The 20,402-nt window shown below is 57.3% G+C and carries 11 protein-coding genes; 5 read left to right on the top strand and 6 right to left on the bottom strand.

The annotated features are described in order from the left end of the window. The gene (gene glgB, locus RDV48_12315) at nucleotides 1-2,361 is read right to left on the bottom strand and encodes a 1,4-alpha-glucan branching protein GlgB (GenBank protein MDQ7823574.1); all 2,361 of its coding nucleotides are present in this window, start codon (nucleotides 2,359-2,361) and stop codon (nucleotides 1-3) included. Nucleotides 2,362-2,524: 163 nt separating this feature from the next. Here glgB and RDV48_12320 point away from each other — a divergent pair, with 163 nt between their 5' ends. From RDV48_12320 to RDV48_12330, 3 genes are all read left to right on the top strand, one after another. After that, the gene (locus RDV48_12320) at nucleotides 2,525-3,217 is read left to right on the top strand and encodes a hypothetical protein (GenBank protein ID MDQ7823575.1); all 693 of its coding nucleotides are present in this window, start codon (nucleotides 2,525-2,527) and stop codon (nucleotides 3,215-3,217) included. Nucleotides 3,218-3,222: 5 nt separating this feature from the next. After that, on the top strand, nucleotides 3,223-3,993 hold the full coding sequence (locus RDV48_12325; protein MDQ7823576.1) for an ankyrin repeat domain-containing protein: 771 nt from the start codon (nucleotides 3,223-3,225) through the stop codon (nucleotides 3,991-3,993). Between the two features lie 128 nt (nucleotides 3,994-4,121). Next, on the top strand, nucleotides 4,122-5,510 hold the full coding sequence (locus tag RDV48_12330; GenBank protein MDQ7823577.1) for an MBL fold metallo-hydrolase: 1,389 nt from the start codon (nucleotides 4,122-4,124) through the stop codon (nucleotides 5,508-5,510). Between the two features lie 25 nt (nucleotides 5,511-5,535). On the opposite strand, the gene RDV48_12335 is transcribed toward RDV48_12330, so the two are convergent. Next, entirely contained in the window at nucleotides 5,536-6,909 is a 1,374-nt protein-coding gene (locus RDV48_12335) for a glucose-6-phosphate isomerase (GenBank protein ID MDQ7823578.1), read from the bottom strand. Nucleotides 6,910-7,218: 309 nt separating this feature from the next. Here RDV48_12335 and RDV48_12340 point away from each other — a divergent pair, with 309 nt between their 5' ends. Both RDV48_12340 and RDV48_12345 read left to right on the top strand, forming a co-directional pair. After that, nucleotides 7,219-9,228 carry a hypothetical protein gene (locus RDV48_12340; protein MDQ7823579.1) on the top strand — a complete coding sequence of 670 codons (2,010 nt, stop codon included), beginning with the start codon at nucleotides 7,219-7,221 and terminating at the stop codon, nucleotides 9,226-9,228. A 47-nt stretch (nucleotides 9,229-9,275) separates the two neighbouring features. After that, the gene (locus RDV48_12345) at nucleotides 9,276-15,071 is read left to right on the top strand and encodes an FHIPEP family type III secretion protein (GenBank protein ID MDQ7823580.1); all 5,796 of its coding nucleotides are present in this window, start codon (nucleotides 9,276-9,278) and stop codon (nucleotides 15,069-15,071) included. Nucleotides 15,072-15,176: 105 nt separating this feature from the next. Here the strand turns inward: RDV48_12345 and RDV48_12350 are convergent, their stop codons facing one another. From RDV48_12350 to RDV48_12365, 4 genes are all read right to left on the bottom strand, one after another. Beyond that, nucleotides 15,177-16,346: a M20 family metallopeptidase gene (locus RDV48_12350; GenBank protein MDQ7823581.1), complete on the bottom strand. Its 1,170-nt coding sequence runs from the start codon at nucleotides 16,344-16,346 to the stop codon at nucleotides 15,177-15,179. Next, nucleotides 16,346-17,794, bottom strand: a complete 1,449-nt coding sequence (locus RDV48_12355; protein ID MDQ7823582.1) for a hypothetical protein — start codon at nucleotides 17,792-17,794, stop codon at nucleotides 16,346-16,348. Before RDV48_12355 ends, RDV48_12350 begins: the two co-directional genes overlap by 1 nt. Before the next feature lie 54 nt (nucleotides 17,795-17,848). Further along, nucleotides 17,849-18,298, bottom strand: a complete 450-nt coding sequence (locus tag RDV48_12360) for a hypothetical protein (GenBank protein MDQ7823583.1) — start codon at nucleotides 18,296-18,298, stop codon at nucleotides 17,849-17,851. A gap of 185 nt (nucleotides 18,299-18,483) precedes the next feature. Further along, nucleotides 18,484-20,402: HD domain-containing protein (locus RDV48_12365; protein ID MDQ7823584.1), on the bottom strand; the 1,919-nt coding region annotated here is incomplete at its 5' end.

Here is a 20,402-nt window from a genome sequence, read left to right on the forward strand (position 1 = left end):
CTACTTTTTGCCCTTCTTTGCTTTCTTCTCCAGTGACGCCCTGGATGGCTCGTCAATCCCCTCGCCTTCGGGAACAGATGCTTTCTCCCCGGCTTCCTTGGGCTCTGCTGTCTCTTCAGCAGCCTTTTCCGGCAGTTCCTCGGGCTCCGGCTCGGGGAGTTCTATCTTGAAGACAATCATACCCAGGGGCGGGATGCGGAGGTTGAGAGAAAACTCGCGGTGATGGACGGGCACTGGCTCTGCCCAAAGGCCGCCGGCATTCCCGATGTTGCTCCCCCAGTATCGGCCAGAGTCGCTGTTGAAAACCTCCTGCCAGAAGCCCGAGGAAGGAACGCCTATACGGTAGTTACGGTGCGGCACGGGAGTGAAGTTGAAGACAAAGAGGAGAAGCTTTCTCTGGGACTTGTCTTTCCTCACAAAGGACACGATGCTGTGTGCCGCATCGTTGAAGTCTATCCACTCAAATCCGGTATAATGGCAGTCAAGCTCATAGAGTGAGGGCTCGTTCCGGTAAAGGCGGAGCAGGTCCTGCATGAAAGTATGGAGGCCCTCATGGGGCTCATAGCTCAGCAGATGCCAGTCAAGGCTTGAGTCATGGTTCCATTCCCTTACCTGCCCGAAATCACTGCCCATGAAGAGGAGCTTTTTCCCGGGGTGGGCGAACATGTAGCCGTAAAGGAGCCGGAGGTTCGCGAACTTCTGCCATACATCGCCGGGCATCTTGCCTATGAGGGAGCCCTTCCCGTGCACCACCTCGTCATGGGAAAGGGGGAGCACGAAATTCTCGGAGAAGGCGTAGAGAATGCTGAAGGTGAGCATGTTCTGGTGGAACTTCCTGAAGATGGAATCCTTGGACATGTAGGAGAGCATGTCATTCATCCATCCCATGTTCCACTTGAAGCCGAACCCGAGGCCGCCGAGATAGACCGGCGCCGAGACCTGGGGCCATGCCGTTGATTCCTCGGCGATCATGGTGACTCCGGGATAATAGGAATATATCACCTCGTTGAGCTTCCTGATGAACTCGATGGCCTCGATGTTCTCCTTGCCCCCGTACTTGTTGGGAATCCACTGGCCCGGCTGCCGGGAGTAGTCCAGGTAGAGCATTGAGGCCACGGCGTCGATGCGCAGGCCGTCCAGGTGGTACTTGTCAATCCAGAAGAGCGCGTTTGCGAGGAGGAAGTTCTTTACCTCGTTTCTCCCGTAATTGAAGATCAGCGTGCCCCAGTCCTGGTGCTCTCCCTTGCGGGGGTCCGCATGCTCATAAAGGCCCGTGCCGTCATACCAGGCAAGGGCATGGGCATCCTTGGGGAAATGGGCCGGCACCCAGTCCAGCAGGATGCCCACGTCATTCTGATGGCAGTAGTCAACAAAGTACATGAAATCCTCGGGGGTCCCGTATCGGCTTGTGGGCGAGAAATAGCCCGAGACCTGGTATCCCCAGGAGCCGCCGAAGGGATGCTCCGCGATGGGAAGAAGCTCTATATGAGTATAGCCCATCTCCTTGACATACTCCACGAGCTTGTGGGCAAGCTCCCTGTAAGTGAGCACCCTGTTATCATCCTCAGGAATCCTCATCCATGAGCCGAGATGGACCTCGTAAATGGACATGGGCTCATTGTGGTAGTCCTTTTTCTTCCTTGCCTCTATCCATTTGCCGTCATGCCATTTATGCTTTTCAATGTCATAGACGTAGGAGGCCGTGTTGGGAACCAGTTCCGTGCAGAAGGCGTAGGGGTCCATCTTCATGATTACCTGGCGGCGCGCCGAGAAAATCTCGTACTTGTAGAGGAGGCCCTCCTTGAGCCCGGGAATGAAGATCTCCCATATGCCGGAGCTTCCGCGCAGGCGCATCATGTGCCTTCTCCCGTCCCAGTTGTTGAAATTGCCCACGACACTCACCCTTCTCGCCGTCGGGGCCCACACGGCGAAAAGGACTCCCTCGACGCCACCGATGTTCATGGTGTGGGCGCCCAGCCTGTTGTAGGCATAATGAAGGTTCCCCTCGTTGTAGAGGTAAAGGTCTTCCTCGGAAATCACGGGCAGAAAGGAATAAGGGTCCCTGAACACAAGGGTCGCGCCCTCGCTGTCAATGGTCTTGATGCTGTATGAGAAAAGCTTATCCCTGTCCAGGAATATGCGCTCATAGAAGCCGTAGGGATGGACTTTCTCCATCTCGTACTCCTTGTTGCGGTCATTATCGACGATGAAAGCCGATTCAATGTCGGGCAGGTAAGTCCTCACCGACACGATTGTCTTGTTGTCGTGCTTTATCTCGTGGCCCCCCAGCACGGTGAATGGGTCGCGGAGATCGGCATAGATGACGCTGTAAATCTGATCGAGGTTTGCCGTTGTCGCCATTTCCTTCACTTCTCCTTACTTTCCGGCTGCTGGCCGGTGGTTCTGTCTGCTGCCGGCGGTGATCCCCGGGCGGGGCACGCCGGTCATGAAACACTTCCCCATGGGAAGGCTTTCCTCCTCTCTCAAGAGAGGAACAGGAATTTCCCGGGAGGAATTAAAAGGAATGAAGGGAAGGGGAAATAAAATCACCAGGAGCATTTATGAGGTCATTGCCTTTCTCATTGCGCTCTCCCTCTTCATGGGGCCGCATGCCATGAAGAACGCCGCCGTTGCTGAAGAATCTTCCAGGCAGAGTGACTGGGCCTTTGTGGAAGATTTTGTGAACCGGCTCAGAAAGCACCGACCCCTGTGTACAAGCCAGGATGTCTATAAGGGCCTCTTTCAGTACGCCTGCGGTATCGAGCACCTCACACCATGCAGGGAAACAGCCATTGAAGCCCTCAGGAAGGAACTGGAAGCGGCCGCCCCCGCCGAATATCCGGGGGAGCCGATGATTGAGTTTCTCTCCGGGGACCTGCTGCTTTGCAGGCTCAATCTCAGGCCTTATAAGCACCACGGCGGCGACCCTGATCGCCTCTTTTCGGTGATGATGCGCTCCATGGAAAATTTCCGGCCTTCGCCGGGCCGCTTTGAGAGCCTCTGGGGTACCTACATGGATCTCGTGAGAGAAGGGCTCCTCGATTTTCCGGTGGAAGAGGCACGCTCTGTTGACAGTGAGGCAAAGAAGCACGATTATAAGAGAACCTTCAGCCATTCCCGGGTTTACAGGGAGCATTACAGACCCTCTTACCGGGTGATCCTCACGGAGTACCTTGAAGAGCTCTGGCGAACTGCTGAGAACAAAAAAGGGAAGTGAATACCATGGGAAAAACCTGCTCCCGTTGTGGCCGCGATAACAGGGATGACGCGAGGTACTGCGACATGTGCGCCGTAAGCCTCGTTGAAGGCGTTGGCGCCCCGGCGCCGGACATGCTCGACGAGGTGAAAAAAAACAGCATTGCCTGCGTAAAAGCCTGCATTGAGAGGGGATGCGATATAAACAGCAGCGATGATGAGGGCTACACAGCCCTTCATCACTCCGTCATCGACGCGCACCCGGAACTGGTCGAGGTGCTGCTGGCCAGCGGCGCCGACCCGGGGATTGCCAACAATGAAAAGCTCACGCCTCTCCATTCCGCAGTATTCAATAACCATCCGGGAATAGCCGGCATGCTTATCGCCGGAGGGGCCAGGGCTGACGCCCAGGACAAGGTGGGGTTCTCCCCTCTTCATATCGCCTCCATCACCGGTGAAGTGGGGATAATGGAAATGCTTGTCTTCGGCGGCGCCGACGTGAACATAAGGGACAGGCTGGGCTTCACTCCCCTCCATATTGCCGCCACCAGAGGGAATGTGGGGGCCGTGGAATTCCTGCTGAAGCACAAGGCCGACGTGAACGCCTGCCAGCACAACGGCATGACGCCTCTCCATTCTGCGGCCTTCTATGGGCAGCAGAAGGTAGCGGAGCTTCTCATCACCGGCGGCGCCGAAGTGAACGCTCATGACGAGCGGGGCACGACGCCTCTCAAGCTTGCCATACAGAAAGGCCATGAAGCGACGGCAGGTTTTCTGAGGATATACGGGGCCCTGTGAGGCCGGGGAAATTCTCCCGGCAGATTAAGGTTTCAGCGGGGCTGCAGGTAAGCAGGCCCTGTGAAGATAATATGATCAGGGAAGCTCAGAGGCGAGGGTAAATAACTGATGAATGAGAGGTACCGATAATGGCAAAAATCACTTTTCTCGGCGCTGCACAGACCGTCACGGGATCGAAGCACCTGCTCAGCCTGACAGGCCACAGAGTGATGGTGGACTGCGGATTATACCAGGGCCTTAAGCCTCTCAGGATGAGGAACTGGGAGCCATTTCCCCTCCCCCCTGACTCTATTGACGCCATTGTGCTCACCCACGCGCACATCGATCACTGCGGCTTCCTGCCGCGCCTTGCATTGCAGGGATTCCGTGGCAAGGTCTTTGCCACGCCGGCAACATGCGACATCACCAAGATTATGCTCCCCGATTCGGGAAGGCTCCAGGAAGAAGAAGCACGCTACGCCAACAAGGAGGGCGTCACGAAGCACAGCCCCGCCCTCCCGCTCTATACAGAGGAAGATGCCAAGCGCTGCCTCGCCCTCCTCTCCCCCGTGCCCTATGACAGGCCCTTTCTCCCTTTTGCCGGCCTTGAGCTCGCCTTCAGGGAAGCGGGGCACATACTGGGAAGCGCAATGGTTGAAGCCCGCTTCACGGAAGAAGGCAAAGCGACCACCGTCGTTTTCTCAGGGGATCTGGGAAGGCTGAGCGCCCCGATTCTCAGGGACCCGGCCACCATAAAGGAGGCTGACTTCCTGGTGCTGGAATCGACTTACGGCGACAGGCTTCACACCGATATTGACAGGAAACAAGCCCTGGCCGGGGCAATTGTGAATACCCTGAAAAGGAGGGGCGTGGTGCTTATCCCCTCCTTCGCGGTGGAGAGAACGCAGGAGCTCCTCTATATCCTTCACATCCTCAAGGCGCACAGGGATATTCCCAATGTCCCCGTGTATGTCGATTCTCCCATGGCGGTGAGCGTGACGAAAATATTCTCCCGCTACCGCGATCTTTATGACAGCGAGGCAAATGAGCTCATCAAGGCCGGCGAGGACATCATGGGCGCAACGACAATAAAATTCTGCCAGAGCGTCGAAGAGTCCAAGAAGCTGAACTCGCTCCAGGGCCCCATGATTATCCTCTCGGCGAGCGGAATGGCCACCGGGGGCAGGATCCTCCACCACCTGAAGACCAGGCTGGGCGACGCCAGGAACACGGTGCTCCTCGTGGGGTACCAGGCCGTGGGGACAAGGGGCAGGAGGCTCCAGGAAGGTGAAAAGTCCATAAAGATCTTCGGGGAGAAAGTTGACGTCAAGGCAGAGGTTGCCTCAATCGACGGCTTCTCATCCCATGCCGACTACGGCGAGATCATGTCATGGCTCTCTGGCTTCACCAGGGCCCCGAAGAAGGTCTTCCTGGTCCATGGCGAGGAGGCGTCCCTGGAAGGCCTCAAAAAGACCATCACGGAAAAGCTGGGCTGGGAGGTCCATGTGCCCGCCTACCAGGAGGAAGTGGCGCTGTAAAGAGAGGCAAAGCGCTACTCCTCCCTTACACCTCGTAGGACGCCTGGTGGGCCTTGGACTTCTTCAGGGCCTCGTACTGGGCCTCGAAGCCGGGCTTCCCGAGAAGGGCGAACATGTTTTTCTTGTAGCTCTCCACGCCGGGCTGGTTAAAGGGGTTCACTCCCAGCATATAGCCGCTCACGGCGCAGGCATACTCAAAGAGGTAGAAGAGCTGCCCCACGTAGTAGGGCGTGATGGCGGGGAGCTTTATGGTCATATTGGGCACCCCGCCCTCCTGGTGCGCAGCAGCCACGCCCTCGACGGCCGTGCTGTTCACGAAGTGAAGGGATTTCCCTTCAAGGTAGTTGAGATTGTCAAGGTTCTGGTCGTCGTGGGGGATGATCACCGAAGCCCTCTCTTCTTCAGACCAGAGGAATGTCTCAAAAAGATTTCTCACGCCATCCTGGATATACTGGCCCATCGAGTGAAGATCGGTGGTGAAGTCAAGGCTGTCAGGGTAGATCCCCTTGTTGTCCTTCCCCTCGCTTTCACCGAAGAGCTGCTTCCACCACTCGCCCATGTAGTGCAGGCCCGGCTCAAAGCTCGCCAGGATCTCGATTCCCTTGCCCTTCGAGAGGAGGAGGTTTCTTATCGCGGCATACATGCAGGGCACATTCTTGTTGAAGTCCGTTTCAGCAGCGAGTTTTACGGCATCCCTGGCGCCTTCCATCATCTGCTTGATGTCTATTCCCCCTACCGCAATGGGGAGCAAGCCCACGGGCGTGAGCACCGAATAGCGGCCGCCCACATCGTCGGGGATGACGAAGGTCTTGTAGCCCTCCCTGTCAGCGAGGCGCTTGAGGGCCCCCTTGGACTTGTCGGTGGTGGCTATGACTCTCCTCTTGGCCTCCTCCTTACCGAACTTGTTGATGTAAATATCCTTCAGGAGCCTGAAAGCGAGGGCAGGCTCAGTGGTGGTCCCCGACTTGGAGACGACATTGATGGTGATGCGGCGGCCTTTCAGGACATCCAGCAGATCGGCGAAATAGGCCGGCGATACCTCGCACCCCACGAAGTATATCCGCGGGAGCTGCGCTGCCGAGCTCGTGGAAGACTCGTTGTGAAAGTTGGATAGGAGGGCCGAGAGGGCGGCCCTGGCGCCCAGGTAGGATCCCCCGATGCCCAGCACCAGGAGGGCGTCGCTGTTTCCCCGTACTTCAAAGGCCGTCTTCTGGATGTCCTCAAGCTCAGCGGGATCCATCCTTGTGGGCAGATCGAGCCATCCCAGGTACTCCTTGCCGGGACCGCTCCTGGTGTCCACCGTCTCCTTGGCCTTCCGGACCTCAGGCGCGATCTTGTCAAAGTCCTGGGAGGAAAGAGTTTTCATGACCCTCGTATAGTCAAGCGTGATTTTTTTCATGGCTTCCGCCCCTTTCTTGTAGCTTTCCCGGGTAAATCCCGGCACCGGGAGAAAGGTGCCGGAGGGTACCAGTATTTCAAGAATCGTATCGATAATTCCTGTTATTCCCTATGGCAGCAGGCAGGCGGCCGGTCACAGAGGACCCGGCCCGCGGGAGAGGCGCCGTAGAGGGTATAATGCCCAAATGTTAACAATTCTTTTACATCACCTGCAGCGTCTCATGCTTTACTTGATGGCGTACTCATGTTACCATAGGGTTGAAGGGGTCTTACCCCCCGTATCCATGATTTTATGCCGGGAGCAAAAAGCATGAACCCTGTCAGCGGGAGCTACCAAGATTACAGCGGTCTCCCCGTTACCCCCCAGCCTCCCCAGAAAGCCCCTCCCGATGGCGCCCAGGGGCCTTCAGGCTCACTTCTTGATGAGACTGACGTGTACCAGGCTTCAGCTCTGCTGAAAGAGAAGGGCAAGGAAGAGGCAAAAAGAGGCCAGGACCTTGCCGCCGCGGGAGAAAAGAAGGTTGACGCCGGCATCGAAAATATCGGCAAGGCCGCCGAGCTCAGTGAAACCGGGGAGCAGGAGAAGGCAAAAGCAGAGAAGCTCCTTTCCAAGGCAGGCAAAAAAGAAGCCCACGGAACAAAGCTCGTCCAGGAAGGCCTGGCCCAGAAAGAGAAAGGAGCCGCCAAGGAATCCCGGGGCATTGCCCATATCCGCGAGGGAATCCTCATGGATGAGGAAGGCGACAAGGCAAAGCGCAAGGGAATAAGAGGCGTCGAGTGCGGCCTGAGGAGAGAGGACAAGGCGGAAGGGCTCCAGAAAGAGGGCGTTACCTTTATCACCCAGGGAATCTTTGAAGAGGAACAGGCCGAAGCGGTAAAACAGCAGAGCATTGGCACGATAGAAGACTCCATAGGCAAGGGTAAAGAGGCGGAGCTCAAGGAGAAGGAGGCCCTCAGTGGCCTCCAGGACGGAGCTGACAAGGAATCGAACGGGATATCGCTCAAGGACGAGGGCCTCTCCCTTTACAATGAGGGCCTGGAAAAGACCACGCAGGGCGAAGCCCTTCTCAGCCACGCAAAAGCCGATTTTCAGAAAGCCCAGGACCTTGAGGTTGACGCAAGAGACAAGGCCGTGCAAGCCTCATATCTCAAGGAGGGCGCCGCAGGCAAAGAAAAGAAGAGCGTCGAGGTGATGAACGAGGCGCAGAACCTCTGGAATGAGTCCGAGGTAGTAGCGGCAAAGGCCAGGGAAGCCCTTAAGGTGGCTGCAAAAGACCGTGCCATGAGGGAAAAGCTTTACCAGGAAGGCCAGTACTGGTACCAGAAGGGCTACTGGGACTACATGCAAAGCTCATATTTCTTCTGCTGCCCCTTCTTCTATTACGGGGGATGGGGAATGAACCAGCAGGCCATGTGTGAGATGCAGCATGGCATCCAGCTCCTGAACCAGGCCAACGCCTATGGATCCCATGGAGCCCAGATGGAAGCCCAGGCCCAGGAGCTCATGCGCAGGGCTGAGGATATGAAAAGGCAGGCCCTCGACAAGGAAAAAAAGGCACTTTCCCTCAAGGCTGAAGCGAAACAAGACAGGCTTGAGGCACAGAAGCTCACCTCAGAGGCCCAGGAAGAGATGGATTCGTCCTACGCTTACAAGCTCCAGGCCAGGCATGAGCATGAAGAGGGCCAGGCCCTCACCGGCCAGGGATCGCAGCTCAAAGAAGAAGGCGAAGTCCTGATGGAAGAAGGAATCGATCTGGCCCAGGAAGGCAGAACCATACAGGAAAGCAATATTGCCGGTTTCCAGGAAGGGCTTGACGCGGAAAAAACCGCCGCGGAATCGGGGCAGGAAGCGCGGGGAGATATCGGGGAAGCCTTCGCTCAAGAAACAAAGGCCCATGCCGCAGAGCGGCGGGGAGTAAGGAAATTCAGAAAGGGCCTCGCCCTCGAGCAGGAAGCAAGAATCAAGGAGCAAGAGGGTCTCTCATCGATAAAGCTCGGCTTCAAAACATCAAAAAAAGCCCGGGAGCTTGAGCAGAAGGGAATAGGCGAGATACAGCGGGGAATACTCACGGAAAATCGGGGGAGGGTAAAAGAGAAAGAGGGACTGGCCCGCCTTGAGGAAGCCCGGAAGCTCAAAGTTTCCGGTGACAGCCTCGCGGCACAGGGCGCCGCCCATACCTCCGAGGGACTGGAACTTGAACTGCAGGCCTATAAGGAGATTACCGAGGGCCTCCAGGCCCAGAAGGCCGGCAAGATCATCCAGGACAAGGGAATGGAGTACCTCCGCATGGCCGATGAAGCCGAAGAGAGCTCTCGGTAGAGGCCTCACCGGCCTCCATGAAGCCCGCCCCTCCGGACAACACTCACATGAATCCTCCATCCCACATTGAAGAGCGAAGACTACGGCAGATCATCCAGGAGAATCCCCGTGACAGCTCGGCTTTTTACAGGCTCGCCCTGCTCTTGGAAGACCACCACTCCTATGAAGATGCCCTTGCCACCCTGAAGAAGGCCCTTGCCATTGATCCCGCTTTTAACAAGGCCTTCACCCGCTCGGTGATGCTCCTCCACACCACAAGCGGAAAACGGCGGGGGAAGTGGATTTTCACCACACCCTCGGGTGCCGAGCACCCGGGAAAAATGCCGGTTCTACCCGACGAATGCCGCTTCAGGATGTATGAAAAAGGGAGCGAGGTGCTCCTTGTTCCTTTCATGCAGCGCTTTGGAAAGGCTGCGCAGTTCCTTGACGAGGGAAGAGAGGAGGAATGGAAAGCCCGCCATCTTCCTGAATCCTTCAGGGAAAAAGCGATCCTCACCTTCCGGAAGGCCCCCCCCCCTGGAATCTCTCTCGATGCCTCTTCCCTCACCGTGGAGCTGGGCACCGATTTCAGGGATCTCTTCAGGGATATCTCGCTGAGAGCCGTCCATCTCACGGAGCGCTTCAGGAAAGAGAAGGGCATTGCCCTTGCCCCCCCTGCATTCAGAGTCACCAGGTCCCTTCCCGCCGACCGCTTCAGGGTGATTTCGGGGCCTTACCTTCTCGGCCAGGGGGGCATAAAAAAAGACCATCTTCTTGCCGCCAGGGAGCATCAATCGGCGCCGCCGTCACTTGTACCCGGTGTAGACACCTCCATCGATGCCCTGGGCCTCAAGGGAAGGTGGATCGGCAGGGAGGGGAAGAAGCAGGCTGAGAGCGAGGGTTTCCACGTATTTGAGGCCATTCCCCTTATACTGGAGACCGCATACCGCCTCATGGAGGACCATCTTGATCTGCTGTGGAGCGAGAGCCACACGGGGCGCTTCATGGAGTTCCTCAGCAAAGAGAGGCCCCGGACTCCCTGGAAAACCCTTGAAACCACCCTTTCCCTGGCAGCCCTCACGGGCCTCATAAGGCATGCCCTGCGGGCAGGCGCCGCGCCGGCAGAGCTCCCTTACTGCCTGGAGCACCTCATCGAATCGGCTCATGACGATGAATATTCCATGGCATGCCTGCTCTGGAATCGCACTGTCGATCTCGAGGGAATACGCATGCTCGCCCAGAAAGGGGCTTTCCAGGCACTTTCAATCGCTCCGCAGCTTGAAGAAAACCTTCTCATATTCCTGGGCACTCATGGTGACGAATCAGTCGGTGATAAGCTCTTTCCCTTCTCCACGGTGCTTGATCAGCTCAGAGACCTGTCCTCAAAAATCCTGCAGCTCGGAAAAAGACCGATGCTGATCTGCGATTCATTCCTGCGGCCTTTCATTTCGGAGTGCATGAGGATCTTCCCAGAGCTCCTTATTCTCTCAAAAGAGGAAGCCTCAATAATTCCCCCGCAGCAGATTTTTTACGAAATCAACGAGCACCCCCTGGCCCTCAGGGCCGCAGCGCACCAGCATGTCGAGTCGGCCCTCTCATTCTACCCGGCACCTTCCGGGAATAACCCTTTTCAGGACAGGGACAGGATTTCCTTTGCCTCCTTCTTCAAGGAAGAGGAGAGGCTCCTGGTGGATATCGAAGCGGCAATGATAGAGCGGTGTGAGGCCATGAGCACCGTCCTCATATATTACCAGGAGATGGGATACCGCTACGAGGGCCTCCTGTCTGCCAGCGTCACCGGCAGCGAAGGAGGAGTCCACGAGCCCGCGGAGTTCGTCCAGTCCTCACCTTTCAGCGTGGAGCTCGGCCGGGCCTATGCCCCCCTCCTGGCAAACAAGGAGGAGCTGAAAAGGCATGTTGAAGGCATGCGCTCCCTTTTCTCTGAAAAGTACTCGGTGATACTTCCTGAAATCCATTTCCACGTGGACCCTGCGATGGAAGAGAGCACTATCTCCCTGCTGTTCAGGGGAAAACCCCTTTTTTACTCCACCATGCAGGACAATCCCGCCCTTACCCACATCCTCGGCGGTGAAAAGATCGTGGAAGACCCAATAGAGGCTTTCATGGCAAGCCTCGCCCTGGTGATGGAGAACCACCTCGCGGATTTTATTGATTATGAGATCACCGCTGATTTCCTGGAGAGCCTGAAAGGAGCCTGTGAAGGCGGTGCCGAAGCGCCTGTTGAGAGGGTAGCCCCGGTGCTCAGATCGCTTTTCGAGGAGAAAGTGCCCTGCAGGAAAAAGGACTTCATCGCGGCAGAAATCGAAAGCCTCTCCAGGAAGGGCGCCTCCTGCGGTGAAATCGTGGAGAGCATCAGAGAAGGCCTGAAGGAAGAGCTGCTTGAGCCCTTTCTCTCAGAGGAAAAGAGGCTTCCCGCTGTTCCCCTTGGCGATGACATGGAGATTATCCTGAAATCGCCTCTTTTCGAGTATCTGTTTGATGGCCAGGACGCCTCCTGCATGAAAGAAAGAGACTACATCGCCGAGCTCATAGCGAAAGAATACGAAGCGACGCCGGGCAGCAGAAGAAAGCTGCCCATCATGTGCACAAAATCTCTCAGGAAGCCTCTTTTCCATCTTCTGAAGCCCTGGCTTCCCGGTGTGGTCATTCTGTCACGAGATGAGGCTGCCGGGAGCGAGATTCAGCCTGCAGGCGTCATAGAAGCCTCAGAGGGTTTCAGGAAATTCATCTTTGACGAGATCCTCAAGCAGGGCATTCTCTCTGACCACTCCCACCTTGAAAAGGAGCTGGCGCGGAAGCTCACGGAGCTTCTGGAGCACCAGGAAAAGGAGCACGGGGAGGAGGAGAAGGCAGAGAGAGAGAGAGACTTCATCACCATCACCATGAACCCGGTCTTTTTTGAGAGCCTTGGAGGCGAAAGGGATAAGACGGGGTTCTCCTCCACCATTCTCTTCCTCAGGGAATGGCTGGGGAAGGTGACGGGAAGAAAGGTCCCGCAGGTCCTCGTGGCACTTGATGACGAGGCCCTTCCTGAGCAGGCTGAGCTCTCGCCTGGCACCGGCAGGACCCTCCGCATCACCATACCCCGGGGATGCGCTCTCAGCTTCTCCAGGGGGATACAGGGCTTTGCAGGCTCATCGGTGCCGCCTGCACCGCCGTGCCTGCAGGGCTGCTGGCATGAGGAAAAAATCCCCCGGGAACAGAATGACCGCATTCAGGTCAGCGCCCTCGAATATATCCTTCTCGCCCTCTTCACCCTTCTAAAGAACAGGCTCTGCCAGGCACCCCTCGCGGCAGGGCAGAAGAAAAATCTGCAGCGCAGGGCTGCGGAGTGCGGCCTGATGGAAGACGATAGTGAAGCGGTCCTTCATATGGCAGCCACGGCCGCCGATATCCATCCCGCCCAGGTCTGCGGCGCCCTTTCGCCCGGCATGGCACTTGTCCTCGGCGACAGGGGTCTCAAGGAGAGAATTCTCGAGCTCCTGTCACCGGTACGGGAGGCCTCTCTCAATGCTGAAGGCGGGATCCTGCACGCGGTCGTCGCAGAAGACGATCTCGCCGCCTTTCTGCGCGGTTACATGCGCGAGGCCTCACCGCAGGAGATTGAGCGCTTCCGCCCCCCCTCGCTTAAAAAAGTGGCCGGGGCCTTCGCTGCTTCCCTGCTGCGTCTCCTGCGGACAGGACGCCGCGCGGTGGCCGTTGTTCCCTTCGAGCTTGAGCCGATGCTGCAGGGCCTCCTCGCCTCCATTGTTCCCCAGGCTATAGTGCTCCCCAGGGAGTTCATATCAGCTAAGACCTTGATTGAGCCCTTTGAGACAGTCCCTTACAAGATCCTTTTCGCTCCCCTGGAAGACGAGGAGGAGACCGGTCCAGAAACTTTCACCATCGCTCTTGACGAGTTCTACCTTTTCCTGGCCCTTCTTGCAGATGAGAAGGGTGACACGGAAAAATCAGGGCATTTCTGCGAGGCTGTCACAGGCTTCTTCCCCTTGCACCCCCTTGCCCTCTGGCGGAATGCCTTTTCCCTCCAGAGGAGGGGAAACCGCGACGAGGCAGCAAAAACAAGGGAGATGGCTCTCCGCGCGCTTCCCGAGCTGCCCTTCATCGATCCGGCTTATTATATGCCTGAAAGCGCCAGGTGGGAGAGCGAGAAGGCCTTCCTGGAGGCGTCAATGAGGGAAGCCCCCCTGCCTGTCCATCAATACCGCCACCTCTATTGCACTTTCATGGAGGGCGCGGCCGGGGACAGCCTCAGTATTCCCCATGAGCTCTTCGACAGTCTTCCCTTTGATGACGAGCTCCTCGTCCTCGCGGGGAACATTGCGGGCGACAGGGAAGACTACCGCGATGCCCTTGCATGGTACAGGAAAGCCCTTGCATTGAACGGGAGCAACAGGGAGGCACTGAGGGGATGCGCAGGAGCCCTCGCAGAGGACAGTGAATTTGAAAAATCCTGGAAAATCTACCGAACACTTGCAGGGGAGAGCCCCTTCGATGACAGGATGCTGTATGACAGCGCAATGGTCCACATGGACAGGGAGGATTACCACTCGGCGCTTGCCTGTGCAGAGACCATTCTCGCCATGGACAGTGAAAATGCCGATGCCTTCTTTTTGAGAGGCCGCTGCTGGGGAAGCCTGGGGAAGACATCCAGGGAAATAGCGGACCTTACAAGCGCCCTGGTCCTTGAGCCTGACAACATTCTCTTTAACCGCACCATGGGGGAGCTCCTCTGGCAGTCAGGCCTTTACCAGGAAGCGGAGCCATACCTGCTCAGCGCCTTCAGGGTATATCGGGAGAGCCCCTTTGCGGCGATCCACAGGATAAAGATACTTCTCATGCTGGGCGACATCTCCTCTGCCATGAAACTGACAGACGAAGCCGCGGAACAGTCGGGCTCGCCGCCTTCAGCACTGCTCCACCTGCAGGGGGAAATCTCGGCATTGCTGGGCTTCCGGGAAAAAGCCGGTGAATGCTTCAAAAAAGCCCACGGCATCAACAGGACAAACCCTGTCTATGCGATGAGTGTCGCCGAGATGGCCTGCCTCGACGGAAGACTTGACGAGGCCGCGCAGATCTACCGGGAAGCCCTCCAGAGAAATCCTTACTGGGTCAAGGCCTCACATGCGCTGGCCCTCATAGCCTCAAGAAAAGGTGACGTTGAAGGCGCCAGGAAGCAGCTCAGGAGCGCCATGAGCTATTCCCCGGGCACCCCTGAGCTTTATGCCTCATACTTCTCTCTCCCCCCCGCCGAAGGAGAGCATGGCATGTGGGCAGAGCTCCAGAGGGAGCTCATCTTTCTTGACCCCCTCAACTATGGCGCCTATTACTGCCTCTCCCTTCTCTACGCCCTGCAGGGGGATTTTGACAGGGCCCTCGGCGAGGCGGAGCGCGCCTTTCTCATCGCACCGGACCATCATGCCATCGTGGAACAGCTCTGCCGCATGCACATGGTGAAAAGAGACGGCAAGCGCGCCCTGGTCATCCTGAGGGTCGCCCTCAAGAAGATCACCCGCTCCGAGAGGCTCTGTTTTATCGAGGGTATGTGCTGGAAATCCATAGGAAGCCTTGAGCGGGCCCGTGAGAGCTTTCTTAGCGCTTCGCGCCATGGTCCCCTCACGCCTTTTGCTGCCGTATCGAGGGGATATGCGGCCCTCATCGGCGGAAAAGCCATTGAGGCAGCCGCTGAGGCAGAAGGGGCGCTCCTGGGGGACAGCCGCTTCTCTCCCGCAATGGTGCTTATGGCGGAAATCAAGCATTCCTCCGGGGAAGGCGACGAGGCGGAATCTCTGCTGGCGAAGGCACTTAAAAGTGATCCCGTGAGATCCTGGGGACTTTTCTGACGGCTCCTACACTGCTCCTGCGGCCCTGAGAATCTGCACCACCTCGGTTTTGCCTGCAAGCGCCGCCACGTCACCTCTTCCCCGCCGCTTCATGAATGGTGATGTTCACTGGGCCCGCCCCACGAAGGCCTCCTGGACCCTCTTCAACAGAGCTCCATCAGTAAGGAGGTCACAGGCAGTGAGGGCCATCGCCTTCACGGAGAGAATAAGGCTCTCATGGGCAGGCTCCGTTGCGGAGAGGCGGGCAAACTCCTTTGTGTGGAGCGGCTTTCCCGGCGGCGCAGTGGCGGCGTACATATAGACCGAGGGCACCACGTGGCTCACGTTTCCGAAGTCCGTCGAGCCTGGCTCAAGGTCCTCCCTGGCGATGTCAGTGACTCCGAGCCTCCCAAGGTTCTCCTCGAGGAGCCCCATCACGACAGGATTGTTAAACATGTCGTCCATTGAGCGCTCAAAGCTCTTGATCTTCAGCCTGCAGCCCGTGGCTTTTGCGGCACCGCGGGCGCAATTCTTCATCTTCTCAGTGACAATGCCGAGATCGCACCTTTTCATGGAGCGCACATAAAAGCGGGCTGCCGTGAAGTCGGGAATGATGTTGGGATAGGTCCCCCCATGGGTGATGATCCCGTGGATGCGTATGTCAGGCTTTACCTGCTGCCTGAGGGCATTGACGGCATTAAAAAAGGTGATCATCGCGTCAAGGGCATTGACACCCTCATGGGGAGCACAGGCGGCATGGGCCGCCCTGCCCCTGAACTGGATCTCCAGGGCATCCATGGCAAGGGTGATGGTGTTCACCATCCAGAGGCATTCGGGGTGCATCTCCAGTGCCACGTCGATGGGAGCGAAGACTCCCTCGGCCAGCATGGGAATCTTCCCCCCGTCATACTCCTCGGCAGGAGTGCCGAAAAACCAGACGCTCCCGCCCGTTTCCTCGAGGAATGGCGCCATTGCTGCGGCGGCCCCGAATGCTGACGCCGCGATGAGGTTGTGGCCGCAGCCATGACCGATGCCGGGAAGGCAGTCATACTCAGCCATGAACCCGACAGCCGGCTTCCCTCGCCGCCCTGCGGGGGCAGCCCTCAGGGCCGTGGGAATTGATTTCATGGGGTGCTCGACGGTGAAGCCCTGGGACTCCAGCTTCTCATGCAGATACTTTGAAGCTTTGAACTCCTTGTAACCCTCCTCGGGATTCCGGTGGATATAGCGGCTCACCGCCACGATCTCCCCGGAAAGTGAGTCCACCCTTTGAATGATCCTGTCCTTGATGTCCATCAGAAAGGCCCCCAGTTCGCAAGAGTAGGCCAGACCAGCAGCAGCATGCAGATTATGACAAGCCAGGCCTGGAGCTTCCAGGCCCACCGAAACCAGGCCCACATGGGCACAAGCCCTATGTTCAGGACTGCGAGCGTAATGCCGTTCCAGGGGATGGCGAAATTGGTGAAGCCGTCTCCAAGCTGGAAGGCCAGCACGGCCGTCTGTCGCGTGATTCCCAGCAGGTCGGCAAGGGGCGCCATGATCGGCATGGAGACTGCCGCCTGGGCGCTTCCCGACTGGATGAAAAGGTTCATGAAGCACTGCACGAAGAACATTATCTGCACTGCGATAAGCTTTGGAAAATGGGAGATGAGAGAGCTCATGTAAAAGAGAAGGGTGTCCATCACCATGCCGTCCTCAAGGAGGATCTTTATTCCCCGGGCTATCCCTATGAGGAGTGCTGCCGTCACCATGTCACGGGCGCCCTCGATGAAAGACTCGGTGGTCTTGTTGAGGCCCAGCCCCCCCAGGAGGCCCGAGAGGATCCCCAGGGTGAAAAAGAGGCCCGTGAGCTCCTTTATGGCCCACTTGTACTTGATGACACCGACGGGAAGGAGGGCAAAGCCGATGAAAAGGAGCACCAGGACGGCGTAGTGGCGCCTGGTAAGAGTGAATCCCTCGCCTGAAGCGCTCTGCAGTATGGTCTCTCTTATCTTTTTGTCACTCTCGAAAGTCTCGCTCATCTGGGGGTTCTTCTTCACTTTTGCCGCATATATCAGCACATAGACTATGGCAGCCGTCATCATAACGGACCAGACGACGAGGCGGTACTCCACACCGGAAAACAAGGGCAGCTTGGCGACGCCCTGGGCGATTCCCACGGTGAAAGGGTTGAAGAAGGCGCCGCAAAATCCCATGACGGTTGCAAGGTAGACCATGGCGACGCCCACTATGGAGTCGTATCCCATTGCCACTGCCATGGGCACCACGAGGCCCACGAAGGGAAGGACCTCCTCATACATGCCGAAAATGCCGCCGCCAAGGCCGAAGACAAGCATGATCGTGGGAATCATCACCGCTTCGCGGCCCTTGAGGAGCTGCGTGACCTTGTAAATGCCGGCGGAAAGGGCGCCGGTATCCTTGATAATGCAGAATGCCCCGCCTATGATGAAGAGGAGCATTATGATCTCGGAGGCCTGCATCATGCCGCTGAAGGGCACCAGGACAATCTCGATTATCCCCTGGGGCTTGTGGGGCACGAAAGAGAACGAGTCCTTGGACTCCACGACCATCCTGCCGTCCACCTCTATGCGGCGGTACTGGCCCCCCGGGATCACCCATGTGGCCAGGGCCGCCATGATCACTATGGCAAAGATGATGATAAGGGGATGGGGCATCTCAATGCCCTTGAGCTTTTCAAGAAAAGCCGGTGATTTTTCTCGGGGAGCCTCTTTTTCCGCTGCCATGGGGAGATTATATCACTTTCCCCGAAGCTCCGTCAATTTAGGACAATGGATCAGCTATGCAGGGGCACGGAGGCTCCCGATAGCCATCGCATAAAGGAGTACAAGAAGCACGATCCTTAAAAACCAGACCGCCACTTTCTTTTCAGCCTCAGAGGGCATGGTGGCACCCCTGAATACCGCCCAGCCTCCCAGGAATTCTTCCATGAAGTCAAAATATGAGAGCCCGTAGAATACTATGAACACGGCCATGACAATGAGGTTGTTATAGGCAGGGATGGCTTTGTAGAATCCTCCTTTTGACACCATCACGGTAGTCTTCCAGAGGCTGCCGTTTATCACAAGGGCAATGATATTGAGAAGAATACCCGGCACGGCAAGGAAAAGCGGCACCACCACATTGATTACATAGTTTTTCCGCTCACTCTGCCGGCGCTCATCGCGAAAACGAATTTTCAGCTCCAGGCGCTTTACTTCATTCTCTATCACCATCACAAGGGGCGGCACACTGATGGCGCCTTCTGCCCTGAGCTTCGCGAGAAAGTCCCGGGCCTCCCCGAGGGCCGCATCGTATTCCCTCGCATCATCAAGCCTGGTAATCCGCTGGCGGCACTCGGCAGTCTCCCGCTCCAGGGCGTCGATTGCTTCACTGGAATCGCCTGACAGGATTCTTGCCCTCCTCTTTCAGAACGTTACTTGCCGGCTTTTTCCCTTTCTATGATCCTGACGAAGGCTTCGACGAGCCGGGGATCAAAATGTGATCCAGCGCATCGCTTCAGCTCGGCAAGGGCATCCTCGACAGGCATACCTTTGCGGTAGGGCCTGTCTGATACCATGGCATCGTAGGCATCGGTAATGCCCACTATTCTTGCCGCCAGTGGAGTGTCCTCTCCCGTTTTTTTGTCGGGATATCCTTTCCCGTCGTAGCGCTCGTGATGGTGCCTCACCACGGGAAGGACGTGCTGCAGGGAGGGAATGGGCTTCAGGATGGCCTCGCCTATGACGGGGTGCTGCTTGAGAATCTCGTATTCCTCGTCGGTGAGCTTGCCGGGCTTGTAGAGTATGCTGTCAGGGATCTTCACCTTGCCGATGTCATGGAGAAAGCTGCAGTTCTGAAGGTCAACGGCGCCCAGGTATTTCGAGAGCCTGTTCTTCGCCGAATCCGGCGCTTTCCTGAGGTCAAGCTCCACCTCGCCCACATCATGGAACATGGCGCCTTCCTCTATGGTGCGGAGTTCATCCCTGTCAGTGATGCCGAGCTCGCGGGCCAGGTCCACCGACAGGTCAATCACCCGGGAGGAATGCTCAAAAGTGAAAGTGCTTGAAGCCTTCATGAGAAGGTAGATAAGCTTGGCTGCCATCTCGTCGCCCGTCCAGAGGTCATGCTGTGATTTTTTGATTACTGACTCTATTGATGTGGCCGCCTGCTTTGCCGCCTGCTCAACCTGCTTGTCCGGGATGAGCTTCTTTGTCTCGACGGCAGTCTTTTCCATCTCTCTTGTCTCTTGGACCAGTTCCTCATGGTGAATCTCTTTCTGGATATCCACGAGGTCTCCGCGGCTCCCGCGGGGCGACTGCTCCTCAGGGGCCTTCGCCCCCGTCCCTGGCTTTCTTGAAGCGCTCCTCTCGAAGGTCTTTTCCTTTTCATGCCTCAGGAAATCCTGGAAGCTCTCCTCTTCCGTGAAGCGGCTGTCATTGCCTGAGAGCTCGTCGATGACACGCATGGAGCTGTCGATGCCTTTCCTGGATTCAGTCTTCTCATTGATCTTCACGGTATTTCTCGAGGGATCAAGAATGAAAGGCGACGTGTGAAAGGCCGTGCCGAACATGGAGAAGAGGCGATCTGTCTCCTTGATGGCCCTCACGGCCTCAATCATGGTATTTCCCCTCCTTGTGAACTGGGGAATATTCTCATCCTTCTCGGCAGCCTTTTTCTTCCGCTCCACAAAAGACTTCTCCATCAGAGGGGGCCTTGATGGCGCTTTCTCTCTCTGCTGGCTTCCTGTGACTCCGCCTGCCTTTTCCTCCTGGAGTGCGCTCTTCTCACTTTTCGCATCGCTGCGCCTTGCAGCTTTCGCCCGGGTGACCGCGTCGCCTCTGTCCCTCCCCTGATCCTGAAATTCCACGTGGGAGCCGTCAAGGCGGATTCTCAATTCATCAGCAGCCGGACGGGACGGGGGAGTGATAAGGTTATCCCTCGCGGAGAGCCTGGGCTGCATTTCAAGTGAGGTGGAGAGAATAAATGAGCGCCCTGTTTCCAGCTCAGAGGCCCTGTTCGACATCTCCACCCTGCCGGAGCGGGGCACTCCCTTTGCGGCTGCCTTCTCAACAGGCAGTACGGGCTCCGATTTTTCGCTCTTCAGGGGCATATTCATCTCTGCCTGCAGCGGCGGAACTGTGCGGCGGATTTCCACCACCTCGCGGGGGCGATCCACGCGGGGTACCACAGGCTCGCCGGGAGCCTTCGGGGCACGGCTCTCTGCCACCTCGCGGGGGCGATCCACGCGGGGCATCACAGGCTCGCCGGGAGCCTTCGGGGCGCGGCTCTCTGGCACTTCGCGGGGGCGATCCACGCGGGGCATCACAGGCTCGCCGGGAGCCTTCGGGGCGC

Source organism: Candidatus Eremiobacterota bacterium, assembly GCA_031082125.1.
Classification (GTDB): domain Bacteria; phylum Vulcanimicrobiota; class CADAWZ01; order CADAWZ01; family Ess09-12; genus Ess09-12.

What these genes read in the sequence shown, in the direction of transcription:
- glgB (MDQ7823574.1), bottom strand. Translation starts at nt 2,361, where the DNA reads ATGGCGACAACGGCAAACCTCGATCAGATTTACAGCGTCATCTATGCC.
- RDV48_12350 (MDQ7823581.1), bottom strand. Translation starts at nt 16,346, where the DNA reads ATGGACATCAAGGACAGGATCATTCAAAGGGTGGACTCACTTTCCGGG.
- RDV48_12320 (MDQ7823575.1), top strand. Translation starts at nt 2,525, where the DNA reads ATGAAGGGAAGGGGAAATAAAATCACCAGGAGCATTTATGAGGTCATT.
- RDV48_12325 (MDQ7823576.1), top strand. Translation starts at nt 3,223, where the DNA reads ATGGGAAAAACCTGCTCCCGTTGTGGCCGCGATAACAGGGATGACGCG.
- RDV48_12355 (MDQ7823582.1), bottom strand. Translation starts at nt 17,794, where the DNA reads ATGGCAGCGGAAAAAGAGGCTCCCCGAGAAAAATCACCGGCTTTTCTT.
- RDV48_12340 (MDQ7823579.1), top strand. Translation starts at nt 7,219, where the DNA reads ATGAACCCTGTCAGCGGGAGCTACCAAGATTACAGCGGTCTCCCCGTT.
- RDV48_12330 (MDQ7823577.1), top strand. Translation starts at nt 4,122, where the DNA reads ATGGCAAAAATCACTTTTCTCGGCGCTGCACAGACCGTCACGGGATCG.
- RDV48_12335 (MDQ7823578.1), bottom strand. Translation starts at nt 6,909, where the DNA reads ATGAAAAAAATCACGCTTGACTATACGAGGGTCATGAAAACTCTTTCC.
- RDV48_12345 (MDQ7823580.1), top strand. Translation starts at nt 9,276, where the DNA reads ATGAATCCTCCATCCCACATTGAAGAGCGAAGACTACGGCAGATCATC.